Source organism: Nocardia sp. NPDC052112 (genome assembly GCF_040680135.1).
GTDB lineage: Bacteria > Actinomycetota > Actinomycetes > Mycobacteriales > Mycobacteriaceae > Nocardia.
Window position 1 is genome coordinate 223,804 of the sequence record NZ_JBFAWD010000008.1, and the last position, 23,429, is coordinate 247,232.

The window sequence follows — 23,429 nt, forward strand, 5'->3', positions numbered from 1 at the left end:
CCGACGATGATGGGCAATACAAGGGGGTCCGAGCCGATGCCGAACAACCAAGCCGCCGTTGAGAACTCGACGAACGCCGCCGACCGCCTGGCAAGCGAGATCAAGCGTCTACGGAAGGCAGGCGGCTTCAGTCAGCCTGCCTTGGCGAACCTTCTCGGCTATACCCGTCAATACGTCTCGCGTGCCGAACGCGCTCACAACCTGCCGTCGGAGGATCTCGTCCGGGCATTGGACAGGTCCCTCGCCGCGGACGGACACCTCCTCTCGCTATGGCGCGAAGCGAAGGTCGAACAGTCTGCGCTGCGCACAGCGCGCACTACCACGCCACTGCTCGAAACTACGCTGACCGGAATCGATCACGAATCATCACCACCGAAGGATCGCGGCGAACAGACCCTGCGAACTCCCGCAGGACGGTATTTCGGTGGCTCGATTACTCCGGTGATCGTCGTGCCCGCAGCCATCAACGATGGCCGGATCGTTGCCACCCCAACAGACTCTCTCCGAAACGATCCGATCCTGGTTCGTCCGCACTACAGCCTCATCCTCGCCGCCATCACCAACGCTGATGAAGCCAGCTTCTACGGGCTCGACCGCCGACGCGCCCTTACCCGACTGACCGCATCGAATCCAGGTGCACCACTGATGATTCCGCGTGCCTATCTGCTCGACGAATTCACTCTTGCCCTTGCCTGGGCTGTCACCAACCTCGATAACTCCCTCCTCGAGGATGACGCCCAACTCGCCGCCGCCATGCAAGCCATAGCGGCCCTCGATGCTGAACCGCGTTCCACCGCCGGGCACGAACTCGCCGCAGACCTCTCGCCGGTGTCCCAGATGTGGCTGGGTTCGGACTTCTGCGCGCGACACATCCTTCGCCACACCGACCAACTGACCGACACCCCAGAATTCTGGACCCGCGAACAACGCGGCGAGGAAGCCAGCACATGGCTCCTGTTCACCCACAAATTCCAGTACCTGCAACGCACTGGAACCATGTCTTCGAACCGCGACAGCATCCCGACACGCACCTTCTGCATACCGCCAGAGACGGTCTCCGCGTCCTGGAAGCCAGAACGGATACTGCTGCTGCTCACGGCCGCGCTCATCGAGTCCTTCGGCATTCGCGTCGAAGTCTGCGTCGAACCGGAATACACCGCCACGCAAGGGTTTGTTCTCGACCCCGGCCGAAACGCGATCATCGCGACCTGGAGCAACTCCGACCGCATCTGGCACGTCGACACCACTGATCACCGGCCCACCGTGCGAGAGTTCGACGACGCAACGCGTTGGGCTCGGACACATTCCATCATCGACGCCCCCACTCCCGGTCGCCGGTTGTGCACACTGGCCGACTTCCTTGATCTCGACTGGCCGTGGCTGATACGCCGATCACGAGAACTCTCCGAATACGGTGCTGCGGGCTTCACGCAACCTCGCAGCCGGTTGCTCTCGCTAGCCGGATTCGAACGCGCATGCCGATTTATCGCCGACCTCGATCGCCAAGATCGCTAGGCTGCCGGGGTGTCTTCCGCCGAAACCGACCGCCGCGTGATCATTTTCGCCCTCGGCGGCACCATCGCCATGTCGGCCAGCCCCACAGGCGGTGTCGCGCCCGCGCTGTCCGCCGAGCAGCTCATCGCGGCAATCCCGGGACTCGCCGACAACGACATCGCCGTCGAGGTCGTCGACTTCCGCCAAATGCCCGGCGCGTCACTGAAGATCAGCGATATCGCCGCACTGGCTGACACCATTGGCCAACGGCTTGCGGAGGATGTTGGTGGCGCCGTTGTCACGCAAGGCACCGACACGATCGAGGAAACGGCCTACCTGCTGGACCTCCTGCACACCGCGCCCCAACCAGTGGTAGTAACCGGAGCGATGCGCAACCCAACCCTCGCCGGAGCCGACGGTCCCGCAAACCTCCTGGCCGCCATGCAGACCGCCGTCCACCCAAGGTTCCGCGGACAAGGGTGCCTCGTCGTTCTCGGTGACGAAATCCACGCAGCGCGCCGAGTCCGCAAAACCCACACCACCAGTCCCACTACGTTCCAATCACCCAACGGCGGCCCCCTCGGTTACATAGTCGAGGGCCGCCCCAGGCTGCTCAACCAACTCCCACACCGTGCTGCCGTCCCGGCCACTCCTGGCGATGACATCCGCGTAGCGATCATCACCATGGCACTCGGCGACGATGGCACCACCCTGCAAGCAGTGGGCGACCACGTCGACGGCATCGTTGTCGCGGGCCTCGGTGCAGGACACGTTCCCGCCCGGATCGTCCCGCTCCTCGAAAACCTCGCCGACAAGATCCCAGTCGTACTCGCATCACGAACCGGCGGTGGCTCGACCCTTCAGACAACCTACGGATTCCCCGGCTCAGAACGCGACCTCATAGCCCGCGGCCTGATCCCCGCCGGCTACCTCGATCCAGTCAAAGCCCGCATCCTGCTGCTGACACTGCTCGCCGCGAACTGCGACCGCGCCGCGATCACCGCCGCGTTCGGCGCCGAAGGCGGATATCACGATACCGAAACATGGCCCTGGCCAACCGATCCCGACAAGGACAACTGATCATGCGCAGCCACGAGCTCACCCTCGGCCGATCATTTGGTGTCGTATTCGACCATGGCGACGACTTCTATCCCTCGCTCACAGAATTCTGCCGAGCCAACAGCCTTCGCCAAGGCTTCATTCCCTCGTTCATCGCCGGGTTCAGCGAAATCGACATCGTCGGCACCTGCGACCGGCTCAACGACCCACAAGCACCCGTCTGGTCACGCGTGCACCTCACCAACGTCGAAGCTTTCGGCGGCGGCACACTCGCCTACGACCCCGAGACGAACCAGATCCGACCCCACATTCACGTCGCCGTCGGCTTGAAAGAGCATTCCGCAACAGGACACACCAGCCACTTGCTCGCCGCCAAAGTTCAGTTTCTCACCGAAATGCTCATCATCGAGGTCGCTCACCCGGACATGCACCGCACCGCCGAGCCCAGCCTCTACGACGTTCCACTGCTCACTTTCGAGAGCGGACCCACCCACCGTCTCGCGCCGCCTGCCTCATCGCCCTAGAATCCAGGAGACGTTCGGCCCCGATGAATCCGAACCTCGGCTGTGTAGTGCGCCAGGAGGAGCCGACGTGCAAACAATGCTCGACTAGATGGGGCCCCGGCTGGCTACCGAAGTGGCCGGGCTTCGCTCTCCTTGGAAGCGTTTCGGTCGGTGATTGCGTCAGCCATCCAACGGTCGTGCTTCCCGTGTACGCGGGGATGATCCGGACTGCACTCCGAAACTCACTCGGGTGACGCCGTGCTCCCCGCCTACGCGGGGATGATCCCCCGCAGGTTGCGATGGCATTCATCGCGGAAGAGTGCTCACCGCGCACGCGGGGACCGGTCAATCCTTCCCTCGGCAACGAAGCCAAAGCCAGCGTCCAGACGACCGATCAAACATCTTGGAGAACGAATACGCATCCCGTTGTTGCCAGAACAACGACTGCGGCGAGCAAACTGCTGACGGCGATGTTTGCGAACCGGTACTTCCGTTGTGCCACTCCAGCATTCGCCATGATTTGAGCGGCTAGCTGTTCGACGATGTTGTCGGGGTGATGGCTCAGTGTCGTTAGTGCGCGCATGTAGGTGTCCGGGGTTAGGTCAGGGTCCGCCGCGCGGCTGAAGTGAAAGAGGCTCTTCGATCTCTCGCTGGATCTCACGCGAGGCCACAGGACGCAGATCGAGGCGACGCAAGCGCTGAGTATGAAGACCGCGCAGGCCCCTGCTCCCACCGACACAGCAACGCTCGCTGTCCTGGCTTCCGCTCGGACAAGGTTGAACAGCATCTGTCCCAGCACCCCTGTGGTGGCGAGCGTGGTGATCGCTTTGGTTTCAGCGTGTTTCACCTGGGCAAGGGTCAGTTCCAGTGTCCTCCAGGTATTTTCCACTACCTCGCGGTCGCCGTTTGCCCACCTACGGAGCGCACGCCAGGAGTCGACTGTCAACATGTGTCGGCTCCCGCGACCGTTCTGCCTGCTATTGCTTCGAGTCGGCATCGTCGTGTTCCTTTGTCATCCGTCTCGATTCGATTGATTCCATCTGTTTCTTGGGTGGCAGTGAATCGATGGCGGTCGCGACGTCGTCGATCAGCCTGTTGAACAGCGCATCCAGTTTGTCGGGGTCGACGTTGACGTTGTCCGTGCCTCCTTGACGGATCCATACTTTGAGGGCATCGAGATGCTCTCTCAGGGCGTGCCTGTTCGTGTCATCGCGCCGCTGTTCGTGACGTTCGGCTTGTGCGCGCAGTTGCTGTGCGAACTCCACCGGACTGAGGCCGCCGGTAACCAGTGCAAGGTAGGCACCGAGTTGAGAACTGTGGCCCATTTTGTCGAAGTGTTTCTGGACTTCGTCGAGTTGGAATGTGCCGACCTCGGCTCTGAGCTTGTGGTCGTGTCGTTGCCGTTGCTCCTCGAGTTCCTGCTTCTGATCCTCCAGAGTCCGAGTTACGGTGTGGAAGAGGCTGGATTTCTCGACCTCGAGGACGCTCCACTGCCACAGCTCCCTGCGTCGGCGCTCGAACTCCGCCAATTCGGCTGACGGGATCACCTCGATACCAGCGAGCTGGATCCGCATGCCTGGCTCGGTCGGCGGGTTCCCTGTGATGAAGGTGGTCACACCGGCAGTGAGTTCCTGGCGAAAATTGGCGACTTCGTCGAAGCGATACTTCTGGCCGAGTTCGAAGATCCGGTGCTCGCTACGCAGGTAGCCCTCGAGGAAGTTGCGGGCATCAGTTCGCCCGTTCCGGACGACAGCGACTGGATCTGTCACCGTGCACTCGAAGGTGACCTGGACGGTGAAAGTCGTTGCGTCAGCGGCCCGGATCGCTAACTCGACGATCACCGGCATATTCAGACTCATGTCGACCAAGCTGACGTGGGACGCGTCGACGACATGGCCTTGGTCGATGCTTCTCTGCTCGTTGTCAGCGATCAGCCGGCCGTTCACGCGAAAGACAAGCACTTCGTGCGCATTTGGCTTCGGTAGCTCGCCGAGTCGACGTACACGTCGGCGGAGTGCCCGTCGACCGACGACGTCAAGATTCCGTTGCTCGATGATGGGGTACCTCATGTGATGTCCTTCATCCGACACGTTCTGTGCTCAAGGGCGCCAACAGGACTCGCAACAGCAAGTCGACTTGCTCACCATTCGATCTCGATGAGCTGGGATCCAGCCTCATCCGCTGCGTTTGGCGGGCGGTCAGATCGTGTTCCAGCGATGCGTGTTCTCGTGGCGGTATCTCGGTGGCGAGGGCGGCACCGAGAAGCTGTACCGTATCTTCCGGCTCCGAACTGATCTTCGTCAGATCGCCTAGACCGCTCAGCAAGGCGTCGAGTAGCCGCCGCCGGAATGGCCGGTGGCACAGGGCCAGACCCCACAGACGGGCAGGAATCGATATCTGGTCCTTGAATTTGTCGATGTAGCCGAAGATCGCCGACATCTCAGTTTGCACTGCGGTCACCGTCAACACCTCCGCGATGGCGGACAACACCGAAGACCGCCCGCGCCGACTCGCTCCGGCACGACGATGCTCATCCTCCAATGTGGTCAACACGATCTCGGCCGCCGACGAATCCGCGGCGAGCCGGGCGAAAAGGGTTGCCAGGGCCGAGCCCTGGTTCGATACGACGTCGCTGCTGTGAATTATCAGCTGCGACAGATATCGAGAGGCCTCCTCCGGATAGATGATGCCGAGAACCCCACTGAAGGCGTGGGTTGCGGTCCACTGTTGTTGCCGGGTCCCGACAGTCGACCACCGCACCGCAGTACGCAAAGCCGTCGGTGCGAGGACCCGATCGAAGCACATCGACCAAAGCACGAAAATAGCCATGTTGCGGCACGTCCACCCGTGCTTCCCCTTCGACCACGGCTCGAGGTAGACATTTTCGACCTCATCGAAGGAGACTGCGGCCAGCTGAGCAAGCCCGTCCGCGATGGCGTGTCTTCGGACATCTGCGTCAACGTCATATCTGCGGAGGATCACTGTTCTGAGCCAATCCCGAATGCAATCCCAGAACGTCACATCCATTCGTTCCCACAGCTCCGCGATTACGTGCTTTCGATATGCGTCGTCTCGGAACTCGAGGACCTGGCGCGATATGTCGTACGGCTCGACGGGCGCGCGGCGGATCAGGCTTGCGTCAGCGACGCGGGTGTGCCGATGCTCGGGGAGCACGTCTGTATCGCTGCCTGACAGCGACTCGATGGATTCATCTGGTGGCGCGGGTTTTGCGAAGAGGTCTTGCAGGTCGGAGAGAAGCGACTCGAACGGTCGTTGGCCGCAGTTTCCGAGGAAGGCCAGGACGGCGACTTCCAGGATCTGCCGCCGCGTCCGCTGACCAGTCGAGAACCAGTCCCTGACTCGGTTCTGAACGGATACCTCGAATAGGCGCGAGGCCGCGATGGGATCAGCCCCCTCACAGACTTGTAGTGCAACCGCATGGAGTTCACCGATCGTGTAGACACTCGGTAGCTGCTCCTCGATGGCGGCGATCTTGTTGACCGTTTCCTCATCAGAAGCCGTACAGTCCGGGAAGCTGAGCCAAACTGTCAGCAGGTCATGGGCATCAGGTCGATTCCAGGGGACTTTTAGCACTCGGTCCGAGGTGTGGGTTTCGTTGCCGGTACCGGCAACTATCAACCATGCTCCAGCACCATTAACGCGATCGCGAACCATGCGCCAGGTGAAATCGGTGTCGGCCTGCCGTTCGAGCGTGCCCATATCGGCGGCCAGGTACCCGTGGTCCGCCTCGTATTCTCTATTCGCCAACTCTTCCAACGATGCAGTTGGAGGCAACGCGAACAACGGGCCGGGTGTGACTTCGCGAAGCAATTTTATTGCACCCGTGCGCTTCCCGACTCCGGCCTTGCCGTCGAGCAGGACCACACGGTCGGAACTCAAGGCTTCAAATGCGACATCGAATCCGTCTGGTAGCACGTAGCATCGGCATGCATTCTCGATCTCCGCGCTGTCGAGCCTTTCGGTCCGATGACCCAGACCAGCTGTAGCAGTAAACATCCCGCGTTGACTATTCGGCGCATGAACCGTGGTGTTGTAATACTGGTTGATTTGGTTAACCTGCTCGATAGTCGTGCTCGAATCCGGCTCAACCGCTTCCAGATCCGCGCCGCCCTCCCGGTCAGTTAGCGGGCCTGCACTCGAATTATCCACCGAGGCGGCGGATTCTTCATCCACAGAATCAGATTCACTCATCACTGATTCCAGACCATGCCGATGACACCGTTGGGAATGTGAACGTTCCCATTGATTGTTGTCGCTACGGAAGCTTGTCGGCCGACTCCGGCCGAGGTATCCGATGGCGAACCGGACGCGACTTCTTGCCCCTGTGGACCGGCATCTGGCCCAGCAGCTCTGTCCGGCAAGAGAATCGAATGGACGTCATACCCGGGGACATACAAGTACGCGGGCTCGTCGAACTCCTTGTTTCGCACCATCACTCTGCGGAACGCGGAATGCGGCAGTGAGGTATGGCGCTGCCGGACCGAATCCGTGTACACCTGATCCGAGAGAATCACTACGAGATATGCCGCTGGTACCAGCTCGAGCGCGTCCCGGGCTGGATCGGAATCCACGAGCCGAGAGACCGTGACGATGCCCTGACCGGCGAACCCGTTGTCAGCGACCTTCATCGCGCCGAAGTGGACAGCAAGCCGCAACCGTAGTCGCGCCTCGTCGCGCAGATCATGATTGTGAACCTCGAGTGCGTTGGCCAGCTCGCGGACGTAGTCGTCGACGACCACATGCTCCATCTCGGATTCCTCCGAGGGCAGCACAGCAAGCTCTCCATCGCCCCCAGCTTGACATGCCCACGCGGACCGGTTGAGCCCCGCACGCGACGCCGCCTGGTCCAATACCGCCAGCAGGCCAGACTGCATGTCTTGCTGGCGGCGGTCATCGCTACCGCCATACCCCCGTGCATCGACCGACATCAGCAGTCGGCGACCAAACGGTACTTCTCTGGTCAATTCCGATCCCCTTCCTGAACTATGTTGGAGCGCACGATAATTGGCCCGCCTCCGCGCTCCTCATAGACGAGCGTGACACGGGTCGAGTACGAAGACCCCGTAAAATTCAGGATTCCGACCGCAAATCAGATGTCGTCGGCGAGCACGCGCAATCGATCAAGATCATTAATCGTGACGCTGCGGTAGGCAGACTTCACCAGGCCCTGTGAACGCAGCTGCCGCAGCGCCAACCCGATCGCATCCTCGCCAGCGCCGATGAGCCTGCCCAGTTCCGTGTGCGACAACCGAACGCCGAGCTCATACCCCTCCGCCGTCGAAAACCCGTGCCGCTCAGCCAATTCCAGAAGAATTCTGGCAAGCCGGTTCGGAACGTCGTATCCCGCGAAATCCAGGCGACGACGATTAGCCCAGTCGAGCCGATCGGCGATCATTCGACACATCGCCTCCCACGCATCAGCATGACTGTTCAGGAAAGCAATGAACGAACCATGCGGAATGTTGTGCACGAGCGTGGTCGTGCAGGTAGTCACAGTCGCTGATCTGGCCGTACCGCGCAGCGCCGCAAGCTCACCGACCACGTCACCGCTGACCCGAATCCCGAGCAGGGTCTCATAGCCACTGCGCGAAGCCGCACTGATCTTCACACACGCAGACAACGCTGCTTCCCGAGAGCGCAGCAGCAGAACATGATTCCGGACTTCGCCCTGGCGGATCAGAACATCACCCGCTGGGACCTCACGAGGCAATGCCAGACCGAGCAGGTCCTGCCTGGAACTTTCCCCCAGCCGCGCCATCAGCGTCCCTGCAGGCCAATCAACACCATCAGCGCCCGATGTCGACGAACGTGAGATAGCCAAACCGTCCAGCCCCTCCGCAGAACTCTGAGCCTCAACCACCGAACTATCGGAAATATGACAGCCAAACACATTGCGCCCCTATGAATTTCCCTCTCTTCACCGGTGCGCGATAGGCAGACTCAGCCAGCCTATCGCCTCGAGACCAACCAAACGCCCGAAATCCAGTGTGCCGAGAAGTACACGCCAACTCGAACACCGCGGCCACCTCCCGCATCCGAGGGCCGTTCCTGGTTCGGTCGGCACCACCCGCCACTCTCGTTGGAATGCTCGCTGTCGCTGTCGGTCCGCCCCATTCCTCCGGTGTGTCCTATGGCGGTAGAGGCGGAGCCGTCGATGACCGAACCGAAATTTCGACAATCAAGACGGCACGAGCTGCGCTCCGCCACCGCCGATCCTGCACGCGGGGATTTGACTTGGGAGACGGCAAACATCCGGCCAGACCGGCGTGTCACGGGGGATCGATGCAACATCGCACATTTCGCGTACGGTCTAATACGTTGCGCGACGGACGCAGATTGAAAAATGCACAGTGATGCCGGAACTCGATGATCTATCGCGAGTCTGCTGAGAGCAGCGAGGTGAAGTGTTGCTCGCGCGCGTTGATGATCCAATCGCACCAAGGGTGTACGCGGCGTGCTCCCCGCGCACGCGGGGATGATCCGAACGCGTCACGCACTCGCTTGGCGGACAGGAAGTGCTCCCCGCGCATGCAGGGATGATCTGGCCGGGTGCCTGCCGATCGTGTCTGGTGTGGCGCTCCCCGTGGACGCGGGGATGATCCGACGATGCGAGTAACGCCGTCATGACCGTGAATGTGTTCCTCGCGCGCGGTGATACCCGTGAGCCTCACGAATCAGATTGTTATATTTGTGATTCCAGATCGACCGTCTCCGGTGAACACAATGAGAGAGCGGACTTCGGGTGGCTGATCTCGAGGTTGGGAGATCGAGTCAGTTCACGGCACGTTCGAACCATCCGCCAGCCGCAAAATCCGGAACCACGCGCGGTACTTCGCGCGACCTCGGTTCGGCGTCGGTAGGCCACAGCACTTCCGCGTGCTCGGCGGCACGCTGGACCGAATCGCTGTCGAGCTCGACGCGTTGCTCGGCGATCCCGTATGCAGGCCAGGCAGCTTGCTCGTCGGCGGTGGGCACATGACTACTGCCGTCCACCGGGATCTCGATGACCACGCCGTCGCCGAAAAGATCACATCGCTGCCACTCCCGCGTCGGATCCGTACCCGGCAACGCCTCCAGACGGGCGCAGAAGATCCACTTGCCAAGATTGACCGCAGGTCAAGTATTCGGCCACGCCCTCCGCCGACGCGCGCCAATCCTGCTGGCCCGTCCCCAGTGAATGAGACCGCTTGATACAAGTAGATCATGGCCTCGCAGCGAGTGATGGCGCGCCGCAATACATCCCGCCACGGCACCCCTGCGGAATCCCTGACCGCGCATCCACGTCGAGAAAGACTTCGCCAGCCAGCCCCGGGCGCTGCTCAACCAGCCAGCGCGCCAACGCAACAGCCTCGACATTGTTGTGACTCGAATGACTCAGAAAGACTTTCGTCATCCCGCTCTTGCCCTTACCACCTCGCCGTTGAAGTGGCGTCAATGAGGGCCGGCGCTGCACCCCGACCGTGCTCTGCCGCGAGATCGGTGGTCAACCGGATTGTGTGAGGCAATAATTACCTCGTGCGACCAGCCCCTTGTCAATCCGATCCGCGGCTAACCGCGGAAGCGCTGTTCGGTGCCGAACTGCGCGCCCGACGTAAGGCCGCCGACCTTTCATTGCGACAATTGGCGCCACTGGTGCTGGTCAGCCACGATCTCCTGTGGAGGATCGAGACAGCACAGCGTCGACCACATCCAGACCTTGTCCACCGGCTCGACCGAGCCCTCAATGCTGGCGGCCAACTAAACCGGCTCGCCGCCCCTTTCACCGATATCGTTCTCCAACAGCCCCGCGACATTTCGTTGGAGCCAGACCTCGTTGGACCGTCGCTTCGTGATCTGATCACGGAGGTCCGCATGGCTGACCACACCATGGCAGCCAAACGCCTACCCGAGGTGGCGGCCCAGGCAAAGACCGCCGAGAAGTTCGTATCTCGGGTCAACGAGTCGCAGAGGGCGCAGTTACTGCGGAATATCGCTGAAGCGCATCAACTCGCCGGTTGGATGCTGTTCGATCGAGGCAGCGTCTCGCTAGCTGAGGATGCGTTCGCCAATGCCCGGCGGATGGCAGAACGCATCGGCGCAATGGACCTGATCGCGTTCGTCGGCGGCCCGAACGCTGCTTTCATGAGCACCTGGAGCGGGGATCCAGCCCAGGGTGCCGAGCGAGCCTATGGGGCGATGTCATGGGCCCGGCGCAGTGGAAATCGGCGCTTGACGGCGTTCGTCGCCACAATTGCCGCGCGTGCACACGCGAGAATGGACGAAGCCGACCTCTGCACCAAGATGCTCGTTGAAGCCGAATCGGAGCTGTCCCGGCATCAGCCACAAGAGCCCGACCCGGTCTGGCTGGACGTGTTCGATGACGCTGCATTGGCCGGGCATCGCGGTTCGTGCTTGTTGGATCTCGGGCACCCACGGCACGCCGTCGAATCTTTGCGTGAGCAGGATTCGGCCAGCCCAGTGGTCTTTCTGCGCAATCGCACGATCTGGCAACTAGAACAAGCCGAGGCGCAATTGCGAATGGGTGAGGATGAAGCCGCGGCAACGGCAGTGAATCATGCAATGGATGCCGTATCAGCCGATTCCATTACTCCTCGGGTCGCGCGCATGTTCCGTTCAATCCTTCTGAAACTGCGTGCATCCGGTGATCACGCAGTGGCATCAACTGCTGACCGGTTAGAGGTCTTCATCGGGGCGTGCGTGTGAGTGGGTAAGTCGCCCAACGCATCTCGATCCCTGTGCCGGAGTCCACGACAATCAGCAGCTCGCCTTGCAACCGTCCTTCCGCTGCTCGGAACCGTCCCAGCCCTGCCGGTTCGAAACGGGTGTCGCTGGCGAGCGGGTCATCGGCCAGGCTCGCATGCAGGCCGTCGTGCTCCCACCGGAACACTGTCTCGTCGGCTTCCGACCACCAGCTGCCGAGAAGCGGACGAATCTCCGGTGGACACGACACTAGCTGCCATTCGCGTGGCGGTCGTGTTGGCAGGGATGTGATTGCCTCGCAAAGGATTTCGGCGGCAAGGTCAGCAGGTTTGATCCCACGGGTGGCGTTGGCCAACGCAACCACCGCGACTCCGGAAGCACGATCCAACATGAGTGCCGACTGGAAGCCCGGCATCGCGCCGGTGTGCCCGGCGAGGATGTGGCCGCCTCTGCGTTCCAGGATCAACCCGAGGCCCCAGCCTTTGGACCATGCTGCGGTGTCGACCATAACCTGCAGGGTGTGCATGCTGTCGACGACAGGTGCAGGAAGAACGTCGGGTTCTCTCCCGGCGAGCGCGTGTCCCCAGCGCAGGAGATCGCCTGGCGCAGACCACATTTGGCCGCCGACACCGATCGAGGCTTGGTCCATGACTGGTTCGTGATGGACAGTGGCGATATGCGGATCGAGCCGGTAGCCGATCGCCGCATCCGCAGGCCGTGCCCAACTCGTCCGGGAAAGGTCGAGCGGAGCTAGCAGTCTCTGCTCGATCAGCTTTTCGCACGGCTGACCACTGACATCTTCGATGATCTGGCCGAGCACGGCGTATCCGAGATTCGAGTAATGCCACCGCTGTCCCGGATCGGCGACCAATTCAACATCCTGAAACGCGACGCGAAGTTCGGCGCCCGTCGGTCCTTGCATGCTTTCCCACATGTCCACCGGGGCTTCGCGTTGCAGCCCACTGCTATGCGACAAGAGCATCCGAAGTGGCAGATGTCCGAACGGCGTGCCGGGTAGATAGCGGTCGACTGTGGCGTTCAGGCTCAGATCACCGCAGTGGGCCAGCAACAACGTGACCGCCGCAGTGAATGTTTTCGTGATCGAACCTATGCGATAGATGCTGTCGATCGTGGCTGGCATTCGGTTCTCGACATCCGCGTATCCAGATGAGGCTGCCGCAAAAGAGACGCCATCGACGCCCACCGCGACGGTCAAGCTCGGTATCCGTGCGGCAGTCTGCGCCTGTGCAACCTTGGTGGTCAGCGCCGTCTGGAAGTCGGTGTCCATGCGCCCCTTTCCTTCTTGACCAGCATCCCACACCCTCGGCGACACTCTGTTGACAAAGTTTCTGTCCACAGCAAAGTCCTTCCACACCGGATTTCCGCAGACCAGGGTGAAATCAGCACCGCGAACGTCGGTCCGGTTCACATTCGACACAGCGAACTGACGAACGGTCCGATCGAGGAATCGGACGACAGCAAAAACCACAGCCGTGTCGAAAGGGACAAACCGTTGATCGCTGGTGCCTCTGATCCGAGGAGGCCCGATGAATGACATCCAAAAATCCAATCTCCCGATTCCGATCTGGATGCCCCGCATAGGTCTCCCAGCCCTATGGGGAGATGAGGTAGTGGCCATGTCGATCGAAGACGACGAGCAATCGTTGATGACCAGCGCTAGAACCCGGCATCAAGCGAGGAGCGTCGGCAATGGCGATTGGGTTGTGAGTTTTCTACCCGGTCGGACCTTCTCCCAGGACCAAGCCCTCGCCGCGCTTCGTGTCGCGGATGAGTGGGCCGCGATGCAAGCGTGCGCGAGTCTCCTCGGCCTGACCGCGCTCGAGCTTGCGGGTATGGCGGCAGCAGAGTGCACCTGGCCGCCGCCCGAGAAATCGCGATCAGGCCAATCACGTACCCGTTTCTGGAAGGGGATTTCCCGATGATCCGCGAGCAGGCTTTGCTGCGCGTGTCGGATATCGCGGCCCTCAGTAGAGGGGGCGCCCGCGGACGGCGTGGCGTTGCGGAGCACGCGTGGAAGTCGATCCGGTCGCGGTCGGTGCAGCTTCAGGTGGTCGGTGAACCGAAGTGCCGTCATCGGAGGGAGCGGTGATGTTCGAGAGCTGTCACAGCCCCCATGAGGTGGCCCACGTGTATCGCGGATTGGGGTTCGCGGTGTCGTGTTCGTTCAACCGCGTGTCGTTGATCGCGACGACGGCGTTAGGAGCGGTGTCGATGCCCGCGGGTCTGGGCAAGCAGGTGCGTGAGGTGCTTCTCGAGGAGACCCGGTGCGTGTCGGTGCCGATCATCAGCTATTCACGACCGAATCGCGACTGGGTCTTCCTCGTCGGCCCGGCGTGGGGCGGCAGGCTCGGCGCGCACACGCTGTCCCAACTGGAGGAGCGCGGCGTACGGATCCGGGAGTCAGGCGAACGAGTCTGGCTTCCGATGACCGACCATCAGACCGGGTGGTTCTGGGTGTCGCAGCCCTCGACTGTGCATTCGTTGCCGTCGCGTACCAGCGTGGTAACCGCCGCTCGTCGGCTCCTTGGCCCGGTTCGGTCTTCTGCGGTGTGGCGGTGAGTAATGCACACCATTCTAGGTCCGGCCGGGAGCGGAACGGTCTCGGCCGGTTCTGAACCCGACGCGGTAGCACTGTTCCCAACGGGTGAGGCGCTGTTGTCGGCGATCCGGGGCCATCACGTGGGACTCCATCCGCTGGCGAAGCTGGCGCACGACTTCGGTGTCGTACACCAGCGGCGTCTAGCCACGTTCGGCAGTGAGTGCCGTTGCCGCGCAGATGAACTCGCACTCGCAGTGGATGTGTGGGTTGCCGATAACCTGCCGATCCCGCATCCGCGGGCGTCCATGCACACCGAGACGATGGGAGCGGTGATAGCCCGGTTGGCCCAGGCTCAGGTATACGCCTACCACCTGCTGATGACGATCGATCCTGCCGACCCGGCCGTGCACGCGGCCTGGTACCGGCTAGCCGAACTCGTCGATAGCTACACCGATCTGTGCACCGACGTCGCGCGGCGGGCGCGGCGGCTTCCAGCCCTGGGGGATCGCTGGTGACCTTCACCGGACTCCCGGACAAAGATGCTGTGCTGGCCGCCTGCCGAGGCTTCCCAACATGAGCGACCATCCGATGCTGGACGCGGCCGGAGAACTCGCGATGCTGCATCAGACCCGCGAACACACACCGCTGTGCGCACTCGGGGACATCGACTGGCAACGCGCCCGTGCGATGTCGGCCATCGACCGGTGGGTGGTGGCGGCCACGCCGATCCGTTCCCCGCCGCGCCTCTGGCCCCCCCACACCATGGGGCAGGGCATCGCGCTGCTCGCGCAGTTGGCCGTGCACACCTACATCGCGCTCGCCGCACCGGAACCAATGTTCTACGACGCTTCGCTGCGGCTCGCCGTGGCCGCGAGTGCCTATCAGGACTTCGCAGATGAAACCGCCTGTGGCATCCGCCGACTACCCAGCACGCTGTGCCCCGGCGAGAAGTGCTGTCTCCCAAAGTATTTCCCGTTCACCAATTCCGATTGGTCCCGTGAAGTTGGAGCACACTGCCCATGTTCGATAGCACATCGCATCCCGGTGACCGGCCAGAGAAGCACGACGATCGGTCGTGCATCTTCTGCCGTCCCGCGGATTCGGCCGTGAATCGGGTGATGGCCCGCCACGGCACCATGTACGCGCGGTGGGACAACTACCCCGCGCGTCCAGAACATCTCGAGATCGTTCCGTTCCGGCACATCGGGTCCTTCTTCGACATGACCGATCAGGAAACGCGGGACCTGCACGTCCTGGCACGGTCCATGTGGGCACAGCTCGATGCGCTGCTGCACCCGGATGGACACCATCGGTGTCAACGACGGCATCGCGGCTGGACGCACGATCGCCCACCTGCACGCGCACATCATCCCCCGCCATCACGGCGACGTTGCCGACCCTCGCGGCGGAATCCGACGCATCTTTCCCGACTCTGATCCCGACACCTGGCGCTGAAACACATACCCACCCACCAGGACACACGTCCAGCAAGGAGTGCACTGCCCATGTTCAATAACCGATCAGATCTCCCCGAGAAGCCGTCGAAAACCACCCGCCCGAGCACGCTCACCGCGGCGGGGTTGACGGTCCTGGATACCGACCTGTTTTACGACCCAGACGATTTCGTCACGCTGGTCATCGCCGCGCAGACCGTGACCGATCTCGTTGTCATGACTGCCGACGAGACCCGCGGGCGGCGCGCCCAGCTGGCGCGGCACGTTCTGGATCTCATGGACCGGCCCGACGTACCTGTCATTGCCGGAATCGACATCGGCGGCGAACACCGGTTCGTGATGGATGAATTCGTCGATCAATCCCACACAACTGACGCCGACCCCGACCCCGGCGGCGCGGTTCTCGACGCGGCCGATGGGCTCGCCAACGCCCTCACCCGACTGTGCGCTGCGACGGACGGCCCGATCCACTGGGTTGGGATGGGCCCGATGACCAATCTGTCTGCCGTGCTGTGCCTGGTCCCCGATCTCGCCGAGCGGATCGTGGTGACACAGATGGGTGGCTGGTTGGATCGGTACCGCGACAAGACGCGCGCATCGCACAACTTCCACACCGATCCCGTATCGGCGGGGATCGCGCTTCGCCTGATTCGCACACCCCGGTTGGTCCTGTCGGATTTCACGAATTCCTCCGCGATCGACGTCACCGATGACTGGGAACTGCTGCGGCGACTGCGATCAGCGACCGCACCGAGGTGGGCACAGTTGCTGGCAGCGAATTTCGAGGCATGGTTTCAGCGCCAGCGCGCCAAACAAAACCGGCGCGGCAGCTGGATGCACGACCCGCTCACCCTCAGCGCCGCACTCGGCCTGCCGTTCGTCACCTTCACCCCCGAGCGGATCCGGATCGAACGTGACGCCCGCATCTATCGCGATCCGGGTGGCCGCGCAATGGAAGTCGCGTGCGCGGTCGACAACGAGGGCTTCGTGGAATGGATGCACGAGGGGGTGTGCGCGTGAACTGGCGACGCTGGATCCAATCGCATCCACCACAGACGCACTCCATGTCGGGCTGCACGACTTCCCTCTATCACCCGCCCGCACCTAGGTACACCACAGCGGGCGATGATCATGTTCGGCTGTATGCCGATTGCGGGCGCGCGGAGTTCGACGGCGAGAACCGATTGATCAGCGTGGCGTGCCCGGCCGTGTTCTGCGGTTCGGTCCCGGTGTCCGACAACCGGATCGGCGCACACCGCACATGGGACGCTCGGCCGTGCGGGTGGGCCGGAGCGCGCATCATCGACGATACCGCCCAACCCGTGCAGGCGATGTCGTGAACGTCTCGACCTCACCCCAGCTCTACGACCTGACAAACCTGGGTGAGCGCCTCATCGATCTCGGCGACCTCACCGTCTGCGAGGCGATTCGTGCGATGAGTCGCCACAACGACTGCGCATCACAGTGTGTGGTCCCGCAACAGGTGATGCACGCGGTGGGCGTCGAATTCATTGCCGTCGCTAGGTCGCTCGACCCGACGAATCGCCATCTGGGGCGACGGAACGAATTGTGTCCTGCGTGACAAATCCATGGCCAAGGCGCAATTGCGGATGCACAGCTGGTATCTGGACCCTGACCGCCGTGCCCAACGGTTCCCGATCACCACGGCCCTGGCATCAGCGATCCTGGCGGGGCGCGAAATGGGTTGGTGCAGTGGGAACATGCTCGACCTGGATCGGCTGGTGACCGAATCCATTCGACGCATGGATGCGTGAGGCGGTGCGCGTGAGGACCGCGATCACGTGGTGTCCAGACATCGTCGAGGCAGGAAACCACACAGCCGAGGACAACATCTCACCGCGTCACAGTGACGAAGCCGACCTCGAGCTGGTGGAGTTCGGTTGCCCAGTGGTGTTTGCCCCGAAGCGCGAGCAGTCGATCATGGCAGGTTCGCCGGTCGGGATCCCAGCGCGGACCGTCTGGAAGCTGCTCACTGATCGCGACATCTGCTGGGCAGCAGCAGGATCCGGTAAGCCGCGCGGCGGCACACGTTGGTGGGGGAGAGCTTGAGGATGAACACAAGATGTTGTGGCTCGTGTGGCGGATCGCTGACTGCGGGGTACGTGGGCGAGTTGTGCACAGAATGTGCATCGGTGGCGGGGTTCAAGCGGTTGATCCCACCGGGCTTCTTCGACTCACCATCGATGCGGAAGGCGTTGGCGCACCACGATTTCGGTAGCGTTTTCGACGCGGTCAGGACCGAGACCGGGTTGAGTCAAGGCCAGTTGGCGCACCTGGTGGGTTTGAGCCAGGGGCGGGTCTCGGAGATCGAGAACAAGGGCCACAAGGTGACTGGGCTTGGGCTCGGGGCACGGATATCCATGGCGCTGGGGATCCCTGCGAGCACGATGGGTTTCTGGAGCGAGCCGGGTAGCCTTGTCGGTGAGGAGGTGAGTTGGGTGTACAGGCGTGACTTCCTCTCTCTGACAATGGCCACCGCGATGGGCTCGAATCTGCACCCGGAACTCGATCGGCTCGGCAGCCAGCTTCCTACGCGAGTGAAATCCTCACCGCGCACACAGATCGGCGTCAACGATATCGAAGCGATCGAGGAGGTCGCCGATTTCTTTCGCCGCCAAGGGCTGGCCCGTGGCAGCGGCTTGTATCGCGATGCCGCCTTGGCGCAGCTGCATGAGGTTCGCTCCTACGAGAACGTCGAGTGCAGTGCGGTGTTGCGGCCCTGGTTGTGGGTGGCGACGGCGGAGCTGGCGTGGGTGACCGGTTGGCTGGCCTACGACGTGGAAGATCATGACGGCGCGCGCCGGGTGTGGTCGTATGCTCTGTGGGCCGCCGGTCAGGGTGCCGAGCATCCGCGTAGTACGGATTTGTCGGTGGCGATCCTGCTGGATTTGGCGCACCAGGCGCTGCATCTGTGGCGGCCGTTGTGGACGGCACCGACTCCTGCTGAACGTGACCACCAGCAGCAGATGCTCGACGACGCATTGCGTTGCGCGCAGGCCGCGGCCGCGACCGCGATCAGCCGCCGCCATCCAGTTTCTACGGTCACCGAAGCGTATACCGCGTCGGTGACGGCGTGGTGCTGGGCGGCCCGTGGTGACGCCACCGCGGTGCACCGGTTGATCCAGCAATCCCAAGACCTCTACGCGACGGTGGATCACAGCAGCCTCGCTCCGTGGGCGGCGTTCATTACTCCCGCCGAAATCTCTGCCCAGCACGGGCATTCGTACTATCTGCTCTCGACCCAGGATCGCGATCATGCCCCGCGAGCGGTGCAATTGCTGCGCGCTGCCGTCGACGGTCACGCTCTCGAGCACGCCCGCAGCAAGGCCGTTGCTCTGCCTACTCTGGCCGGTGCATGCCTGCAGGCCGGTGACCACGACAGCGCCGCGTTCTACTGTGACACCGCGATCGAACAGATCGCTGGCTTGACCTCGCGACGCTGCTACACCCGGCTGTCCGATTTGAATCGGATCGCGGCCCAATACGATCGCGACTCCCTGGTCACCGATATGCGAGCTCAGATCAGCGACACCCTAGAGGCGAAGTGATCGACAGCGGTCTCCCGGGCCGCGACGCTTTGGGGGCTGTGTGCGCGGAATTCGGTGTTGCAGGTGCCGAGGCGGCGGTGATGCTGCATCAGCGATCGAACGCGGTGTGGCTGGTCGGTTCTGTCGTAGTGCGTTTGGCGCCCGCTACCGAGCTGCGGCGTCACCGCGCGAGCGCGGCCGTCGCGGTGACCCGATGGCTCTCGGACCGAGACGATCCGATCGCGCTGACACCGCTGCCGGGGCCACAACCGGTTCTTGCCGGTGGAGCGGTGGCCACCTTCTGGCCATACCGGCCTACACACGGGTCCGCGGATCCTGCCGCTCTCGGTGCGCTGGTGCGGCGACTGCACGCGGCCGGTGATCCGCCGCCGCACGCCCCGATACCGGCCTACCGGCCGCTGCTGCGCCTGGGCGAAGCACTCGACATCGACGAGCGCCGCACACGCCCGGCGCTGTCTAGCGTTGACCGTGTGTGGTTGCGGAGCCGGGCCGAGGACCTGGTCGCCGCGTTCGCAGACACGCAGTGGCCGTTGGGAATCGGGCTGATCCACGCTGACGCACATTCCGGCAACGCCGTCCGCGACGGAGCTGGTTGGGTGTTGATCGACTGGGACGGCACCAGTATCGGTCCCCGGGAGCTGGATCTGATCGGCACGGTTCCCGATCATTTCCACGAATCCGACTGCTATCGGCAGCAATTCGCCGCCGCCTACGGCTACGACATGCTCACCTGGCCGGGCTGGGTTCTGCTGCGCGACATCGTCGAGCTGCACTCGGTCGGCTCCTACATCCGTCTGGCCGCGGATAAACCGGCCGCCGCGACCGAACTGCACCGCCGCGTCCGATCCTTGCGCAGCGGAGACCGATCCGTGCTCTGGCACCCAGTGCACTGAGGCCCGCCATCGCGTCGGGTGCGGTCGAGTACTCGCCCTGCACGATCAAATTTCGGGAATTCCTGTCCGTCCAATGTCGTGTCCGCACAGGTTTTTTCGGCATCTGGCCAGGCGAGATATTCGAAGGTTCCCGAAGGCGATCCCTGTCAGGGATATCCCTTTCAGGGATTGGATGACCCCTTCGTGCGCGCGAGCCTGATATAGGCGTCCGGCACCGGATTCGCTTCGGTCACATCGTCGTGAGCCACCAGCCGTCCGGGACGTGGCGGACGGCGGGCCGGTGTTCGGATGCTGTAGGGCTATCTGGGAGGCGCGCATGACCACGGTTGTGGATAGAGAGCTGTGGATTGTCGGCCACGCAGACTGCGCCGGCCATGGCGAGGTGCGGTTCGGGTCGATCGATGAAGCCCGCTTCGTGCCTGTGACTCACTCCGGGCACGGTCCGCAGTGCCGTCAGTACCTCGCTGCCGCCGCATACAGCGGCGGGGTGAACGCCCAAGACGACTGGGACGACTAGCTGGCTCCGGTGATCCATCGGCGTGCAGTCGCCGCCAGAGAGGGCGACTGCACCGGGGGCCGTGCTGGGACCGCATGACACGTGTACGCCGGGCGCCAAAGTCCGTGCCTCACAGTGAAAGGCCGAATATCAGTGACCACTGGGCAACCAGCTTCTCCGCCACCGCCGGTCTGCTCCTCGGACTTGCCGGTGGCGATCTACGGGCCAGAATTCAGGGCTGACCCGCATCGTGCGTTCCGGGAAATGCGGCAGCGCTTCGGGTCTCTGGTCCCGGTGGACATCGGGGTACCGGCCATCCTGGTCACCGATTACCGCGATGCACTGGAGATTCTTACCCATGAGGAGCGGTATCCGACTGATCCGGCGGTGTGGGCGCAGCAGGTGCCTCCCGCGTGTCCCGCCCTGCCGAGCCTGGGTCCACGCCCGGACGCACTGCACACCTCAGGAGCCACACGCTCGAGGTACCGGCTCGCCATCAGCGAAACTCTTGCTCTCGTCGATCAATTCGCTCTAGAGGACACAGTCGAACGCGTGGCGGTCGCGCTGATCAACCGCTTCTGTGGCGGGGGTTCGGCGGATCTGCTGGGCCAGTTCGCGCGACCGTTGGTTGTCCAAGTGGTTCATGAGGTGCTGGGCCTTTCACCGGAGGCGGGACAGCACGCATTGAACGCGATCATGACGCTTCGAGCCACTGATCCCGCGTCGGTGAAACTGGGCAACCGAATGCTGGAAGAGGCGATGAGAGACACCGTCTCGGCCAAGCGGGCCGCGCCGGGCATGGATGTCACGTCGTGGCTGCTGAAGCATCGGTCGGGACTATCGGTCGATGAGGTCATTCACCAGTTGGCGATGCTGTACTGGTTCACCGAGCCGACGTGGAATTTGATCGCCAATGCTGTGCTGCGGGCGGTGACCGATGAACCGTTCGGTGGCGACGCTGTTGGTGGTGCGCTGTCGCCGCAGGAGGCGATCGACGCGGTGCTCTACAGCGATCCGCCGCTGGCGATCGCGTTCGCGCGTTTCCCGCGGCAGATGCAGATCCTGCCCGGCGACGGCACGGTGCACGAGCACGAACCGGTTTTTGTCGGCCTTGCGGCCTGCAACAGCGATCCCGCCGCCGTGGGCGTCGAACGCACGGGCCGTGGGAATCGCGCGCATTTGTCTTTCGGTGCAGGAGCCCAGAAGTGCCCGGCAGACGAGTTGGCGACGCTCGTCGCGCGTGAGGCGCTGGCTCAGTTGTGGGACGCGTTGCCCGATATCGAGCTGGCTATCCCCGTCGAGAGTCTGGAGCGGGTGGCGAACCCCTTCCTCAGCGCCGTGGTCGCGCTACCGGTCAGGTTCCGCCCGTCTCCCCAGCTCCCTCTCCCATAGGACACCGCTGCCGTGATGCAGAACTCCCTTCCCTCACCTGCGGCCCGTGCGCGGGCAGCATCGACACCGATCGAACAGGTCGGTCCCCGAATCCTGTTGCACACCCCCGAGTTCGCGGCCGACCCGCACACCGCCTACCAGAACATGCGGAACAACAAGTACCGGTCGTCGCTGGTCCCGGTCGAACTCGCACCAGATGTGCCCGCGACGCTGGCGATCGGCTTCCGCACCGCGGCGCGGATTCTCAACGATCCCGAGCACTTTCCCGCCGACTCCCGCGCATGGCAAGACACCATTCCTGCCGACAGCCCGGTGAGGCCGATGTTGGAGTGGCGGCCCAACGCGTTGCGCAGCGCGGGCCTCGCCCATGCGCTCTATCGCGGTGCCAACACCGCTGGACTCGACGGCGTCGACCCGCACCGCCTGCGCGATCAGGTGATCGCCACCACCACGCCGTTGATCAATAAGTTCTGTCGCGCCGGAAAAGCCGATCTCATCGCCGATTACGCACGGCCGCTGGCCTTCTCGGTGATGAACACGATGCTGGGCTGCACCGATGACGTCGGAAACGAGGTCGCGTGGGCGCTGGCGAGGATGTTCGACTCCACCACCGACACCGACAAAGTCAACCAGGTACTGATCCAAGCACTGGGCGGTCATATCGCGGACAAGCGGGCGAACCCCGGCGACGACGTCACCACGCGGCTGCTCACCCATAAGTCCGGGTTGTCCGACGAGGAACTCATCAACCAGCTGGTCACCCTGTACGCCGCGGGGATCGAGCCGATGGTGAATCTGATCGCCAACACGGTGCTGCTGATGGTGACCGAGGCCCGGTTCCTCACCAGCCGTACGTCGTTCGGCACGCCGATCAAGGATGCGCTCACCGAGATCTTGGTGAAAGACCCGCCGATAACGAACCTCTGCCTCAGTTACCCGCCGCAACCCATCGTGGTCGACGGCATCTGGCTCCCGGCGAATCAGCCTGTCGTCATCAGCATGGCCGCCTGCAACAACGATCCCACCGTCAACAACACCGACCAGTTCTTCGAGGCCGAATGGCATCTGTCCTGGGGCGCCGGCCCACACGCGTGTTTCCCATCGGCGCGAGTTTTGGCATGCATGATCTCCCACACCGCCATCGAGCGCCTGCTCGACGCGCTGCCTGACCTGGTACCGGCCATCCCGAAAGAGCAGCTCGTCTGGCGTCCGGGTCCGTTCCATCGCGCACTGCAGGCATTCCCGGTCGTGTTCAATCCGGCTCCGCCACTGCACATCTAAGGACAAC

Annotated in this window: 23 protein-coding genes; 16 read left to right on the plus strand and 7 right to left on the minus strand. The window is 62.9% G+C overall.

Annotation, left to right across the window (positions count from 1 at the left end; genetic code table 11):
* Window positions 1–36 precede the first annotated feature (36 nt).
* The 3 genes from AB0L58_RS18305 to AB0L58_RS18315 are packed head-to-tail and all read left to right on the plus strand — an operon-like array spanning window position 37 to window position 3,077.
* On the plus strand, window positions 37–1,515 hold the full coding sequence (locus tag AB0L58_RS18305; RefSeq protein ID WP_364388000.1) for a helix-turn-helix transcriptional regulator: 1,479 nt from the start codon (window positions 37–39) through the stop codon (window positions 1,513–1,515).
* Window positions 1,516–1,524: 9 nt separating this feature from the next.
* A complete protein-coding gene (locus AB0L58_RS18310) occupies window positions 1,525–2,574 on the plus strand; it encodes an asparaginase (protein ID WP_364388002.1) in 1,050 nt (349 codons plus the stop codon).
* 2 nt (window positions 2,575–2,576) lie between these two features.
* Window positions 2,577–3,077 (plus strand): DUF296 domain-containing protein, encoded by a 501-nt coding sequence (locus AB0L58_RS18315; RefSeq protein WP_364388004.1) that lies wholly within the window; start codon window positions 2,577–2,579, stop codon window positions 3,075–3,077.
* 373 nt (window positions 3,078–3,450) lie between these two features.
* On the opposite strand, the gene AB0L58_RS18320 is transcribed toward AB0L58_RS18315, so the two are convergent.
* The 6 genes from AB0L58_RS18320 to AB0L58_RS18345 form a co-directional block, all read right to left on the minus strand.
* Entirely contained in the window at window positions 3,451–4,005 is a 555-nt protein-coding gene (locus tag AB0L58_RS18320) for a Pycsar system effector family protein (RefSeq protein WP_364388006.1), read from the minus strand.
* A 28-nt stretch (window positions 4,006–4,033) separates the two neighbouring features.
* The gene (locus AB0L58_RS18325; protein WP_364388008.1) at window positions 4,034–5,146 is read right to left on the minus strand and encodes a hypothetical protein; all 1,113 of its coding nucleotides are present in this window, start codon (window positions 5,144–5,146) and stop codon (window positions 4,034–4,036) included.
* Window positions 5,136–7,268, minus strand: a complete 2,133-nt coding sequence (locus AB0L58_RS18330) for a hypothetical protein (RefSeq protein WP_364388010.1) — start codon at window positions 7,266–7,268, stop codon at window positions 5,136–5,138. Before AB0L58_RS18330 ends, AB0L58_RS18325 begins: the two co-directional genes overlap by 11 nt.
* Window positions 7,268–7,849 (minus strand): hypothetical protein, encoded by a 582-nt coding sequence (locus tag AB0L58_RS18335; RefSeq protein WP_364388012.1) that lies wholly within the window; start codon window positions 7,847–7,849, stop codon window positions 7,268–7,270. Before AB0L58_RS18335 ends, AB0L58_RS18330 begins: the two co-directional genes overlap by 1 nt.
* Before the next feature lie 317 nt (window positions 7,850–8,166).
* Entirely contained in the window at window positions 8,167–8,937 is a 771-nt protein-coding gene (locus AB0L58_RS18340) for a Crp/Fnr family transcriptional regulator (protein WP_364388014.1), read from the minus strand.
* A gap of 911 nt (window positions 8,938–9,848) precedes the next feature.
* Window positions 9,849–10,145: a hypothetical protein gene (locus AB0L58_RS18345; RefSeq protein WP_364388016.1), complete on the minus strand. Its 297-nt coding sequence runs from the start codon at window positions 10,143–10,145 to the stop codon at window positions 9,849–9,851.
* A 447-nt stretch (window positions 10,146–10,592) separates the two neighbouring features.
* Between AB0L58_RS18345 and AB0L58_RS18350 the strand changes: the two genes are divergently transcribed.
* Window positions 10,593–11,780 (plus strand): helix-turn-helix transcriptional regulator, encoded by a 1,188-nt coding sequence (locus AB0L58_RS18350; protein ID WP_364388019.1) that lies wholly within the window; start codon window positions 10,593–10,595, stop codon window positions 11,778–11,780.
* On the opposite strand, the gene AB0L58_RS18355 is transcribed toward AB0L58_RS18350, so the two are convergent.
* Window positions 11,761–13,377, minus strand: coding sequence for a serine hydrolase domain-containing protein (locus AB0L58_RS18355; RefSeq protein WP_364388021.1), 1,617 nt, complete (start codon window positions 13,375–13,377; stop codon window positions 11,761–11,763). The genes AB0L58_RS18350 and AB0L58_RS18355 overlap by 20 nt on opposite strands.
* Window positions 13,378–13,886: 509 nt before the next feature.
* Between AB0L58_RS18355 and AB0L58_RS18360 the strand changes: the two genes are divergently transcribed.
* From AB0L58_RS18360 to AB0L58_RS18415, 12 genes are all read left to right on the plus strand, one after another.
* The gene (locus tag AB0L58_RS18360) at window positions 13,887–14,357 is read left to right on the plus strand and encodes a hypothetical protein (protein WP_364388023.1); all 471 of its coding nucleotides are present in this window, start codon (window positions 13,887–13,889) and stop codon (window positions 14,355–14,357) included.
* Between the two features lie 3 nt (window positions 14,358–14,360).
* Window positions 14,361–14,852, plus strand: a complete 492-nt coding sequence (locus AB0L58_RS18365; protein ID WP_364388025.1) for a DUF4254 domain-containing protein — start codon at window positions 14,361–14,363, stop codon at window positions 14,850–14,852.
* Window positions 14,853–14,910: 58 nt separating this feature from the next.
* On the plus strand, window positions 14,911–15,447 hold the full coding sequence (locus AB0L58_RS18370) for a hypothetical protein (RefSeq protein WP_364388027.1): 537 nt from the start codon (window positions 14,911–14,913) through the stop codon (window positions 15,445–15,447).
* Between the two features lie 189 nt (window positions 15,448–15,636).
* Window positions 15,637–15,792 carry an HIT domain-containing protein gene (locus AB0L58_RS18375; protein WP_364388029.1) on the plus strand — a complete coding sequence of 52 codons (156 nt, stop codon included), beginning with the start codon at window positions 15,637–15,639 and terminating at the stop codon, window positions 15,790–15,792.
* 50 nt (window positions 15,793–15,842) lie between these two features.
* On the plus strand, window positions 15,843–16,811 hold the full coding sequence (locus AB0L58_RS18380; RefSeq protein ID WP_364388031.1) for a nucleoside hydrolase: 969 nt from the start codon (window positions 15,843–15,845) through the stop codon (window positions 16,809–16,811).
* Between the two features lie 316 nt (window positions 16,812–17,127).
* Entirely contained in the window at window positions 17,128–17,373 is a 246-nt protein-coding gene (locus AB0L58_RS18385; protein WP_364388032.1) for a hypothetical protein, read from the plus strand.
* 7 nt (window positions 17,374–17,380) lie between these two features.
* The gene (locus AB0L58_RS18390) at window positions 17,381–17,566 is read left to right on the plus strand and encodes a hypothetical protein (RefSeq protein WP_364388033.1); all 186 of its coding nucleotides are present in this window, start codon (window positions 17,381–17,383) and stop codon (window positions 17,564–17,566) included.
* A 378-nt stretch (window positions 17,567–17,944) separates the two neighbouring features.
* Window positions 17,945–19,360, plus strand: coding sequence for an XRE family transcriptional regulator (locus tag AB0L58_RS18395; RefSeq protein WP_364388035.1), 1,416 nt, complete (start codon window positions 17,945–17,947; stop codon window positions 19,358–19,360).
* A gap of 80 nt (window positions 19,361–19,440) precedes the next feature.
* Window positions 19,441–20,253: an aminoglycoside phosphotransferase family protein gene (locus tag AB0L58_RS18400; RefSeq protein WP_364388037.1), complete on the plus strand. Its 813-nt coding sequence runs from the start codon at window positions 19,441–19,443 to the stop codon at window positions 20,251–20,253.
* A gap of 316 nt (window positions 20,254–20,569) precedes the next feature.
* Window positions 20,570–20,770, plus strand: a complete 201-nt coding sequence (locus AB0L58_RS18405) for a hypothetical protein (protein WP_364388039.1) — start codon at window positions 20,570–20,572, stop codon at window positions 20,768–20,770.
* Between the two features lie 531 nt (window positions 20,771–21,301).
* The gene (locus AB0L58_RS18410; RefSeq protein ID WP_364388041.1) at window positions 21,302–22,141 is read left to right on the plus strand and encodes a hypothetical protein; all 840 of its coding nucleotides are present in this window, start codon (window positions 21,302–21,304) and stop codon (window positions 22,139–22,141) included.
* 15 nt (window positions 22,142–22,156) lie between these two features.
* The gene (locus AB0L58_RS18415) at window positions 22,157–23,422 is read left to right on the plus strand and encodes a cytochrome P450 (RefSeq protein WP_364388271.1); all 1,266 of its coding nucleotides are present in this window, start codon (window positions 22,157–22,159) and stop codon (window positions 23,420–23,422) included.
* Window positions 23,423–23,429 lie beyond the last annotated feature (7 nt).

Coding starts and splice junctions, on each gene's coding strand:
- AB0L58_RS18405 (WP_364388039.1), top strand. CDS start 20,570: ATGACCACGGTTGTGGATAGAGAGCTGTGGATTGTCGGCCACGCAGAC.
- AB0L58_RS18330 (WP_364388010.1), bottom strand. CDS start 7,268: ATGAGTGAATCTGATTCTGTGGATGAAGAATCCGCCGCCTCGGTGGAT.
- AB0L58_RS18320 (WP_364388006.1), bottom strand. CDS start 4,005: ATGTTGACAGTCGACTCCTGGCGTGCGCTCCGTAGGTGGGCAAACGGC.
- AB0L58_RS18380 (WP_364388031.1), top strand. CDS start 15,843: ATGTTCAATAACCGATCAGATCTCCCCGAGAAGCCGTCGAAAACCACC.
- AB0L58_RS18315 (WP_364388004.1), top strand. CDS start 2,577: ATGCGCAGCCACGAGCTCACCCTCGGCCGATCATTTGGTGTCGTATTC.
- AB0L58_RS18305 (WP_364388000.1), top strand. CDS start 37: ATGCCGAACAACCAAGCCGCCGTTGAGAACTCGACGAACGCCGCCGAC.
- AB0L58_RS18360 (WP_364388023.1), top strand. CDS start 13,887: ATGTTCGAGAGCTGTCACAGCCCCCATGAGGTGGCCCACGTGTATCGC.
- AB0L58_RS18370 (WP_364388027.1), top strand. CDS start 14,911: ATGAGCGACCATCCGATGCTGGACGCGGCCGGAGAACTCGCGATGCTG.
- AB0L58_RS18375 (WP_364388029.1), top strand. CDS start 15,637: ATGGACACCATCGGTGTCAACGACGGCATCGCGGCTGGACGCACGATC.
- AB0L58_RS18355 (WP_364388021.1), bottom strand. CDS start 13,377: ATGCGGGGCATCCAGATCGGAATCGGGAGATTGGATTTTTGGATGTCA.
- AB0L58_RS18400 (WP_364388037.1), top strand. CDS start 19,441: ATGCTGCATCAGCGATCGAACGCGGTGTGGCTGGTCGGTTCTGTCGTA.
- AB0L58_RS18415 (WP_364388271.1), top strand. CDS start 22,157: ATGCAGAACTCCCTTCCCTCACCTGCGGCCCGTGCGCGGGCAGCATCG.
- AB0L58_RS18365 (WP_364388025.1), top strand. CDS start 14,361: ATGCACACCATTCTAGGTCCGGCCGGGAGCGGAACGGTCTCGGCCGGT.
- AB0L58_RS18390 (WP_364388033.1), top strand. CDS start 17,381: ATGGCCAAGGCGCAATTGCGGATGCACAGCTGGTATCTGGACCCTGAC.